Origin of the sequence: Pseudomonas sp. EA_65y_Pfl1_P113, assembly GCF_963970525.1 — a bacterium.
GTDB lineage: Bacteria > Pseudomonadota > Gammaproteobacteria > Pseudomonadales > Pseudomonadaceae > Aquipseudomonas > Aquipseudomonas tritici.
The window spans coordinates 1-512 of sequence record NZ_CAXAQM010000376.1 but is presented as its reverse complement, the minus strand read 5'-3'; the positions used below and the strand labels follow the sequence as shown (position 1 = coordinate 512).

The 512-nt window shown below is 71.3% G+C and carries 2 pseudogenes; both read left to right on the top strand.

Going from position 1 to position 512, the window contains the following annotated elements:
* Positions 1-315, top strand: a pseudogene (locus tag AACY52_RS30140) (Ti-type conjugative transfer relaxase TraA); the annotation flags it as partial.
* 10 nt (positions 316-325) lie between these two features.
* Positions 326-512 (top strand): annotated as a pseudogene (locus AACY52_RS30135) (hypothetical protein); the annotation flags it as partial.

Here is a 512-nt window from a genome sequence, read left to right as displayed (position 1 = left end):
AAGGCGATGGAGACGGAGCGCCAGGTCCGCATCGACCCGGAGAAGCGCGCCGGGCGGTTCGTGGAGCAGTGGCAGGGCATGAAGGAGGCGCGGGCCAGCATGGAGCGTGCCGGCGATCGTGCGGGCGCGGAGAAGCTCGGCAAGCGCATGGAGAGTATCGCGGGCGGGCTACACCGCGACCCGCAGCTTGAATCCGTGCTGCGCGCCCGCGCGCCCGAGTTGGCGTTGAGCATGGAGCGGGGCCGAGCGATCGGTCAGGAGCTGGCGCGGTCGGTCAGCATCGGCCGCGACCGTGATCGCGGCATGAGCCGATAAGGGGGGTCGGGTGGCGGACGAGGACTACGGCGAGGACCAGGCGGCACAGGCGTTCGAGAACCTTCGCGCCGAGGTATCGTTGATGCGCCGCGCGGTCGAACGGCTCGCAGCCGAGCGGGCCGAGGTGCCGGACGTGCCGGACTATTCCGAGACGCTGGGCGTCATCTCGCGCAACCTCTCCGCGACCGCGCAGCGGG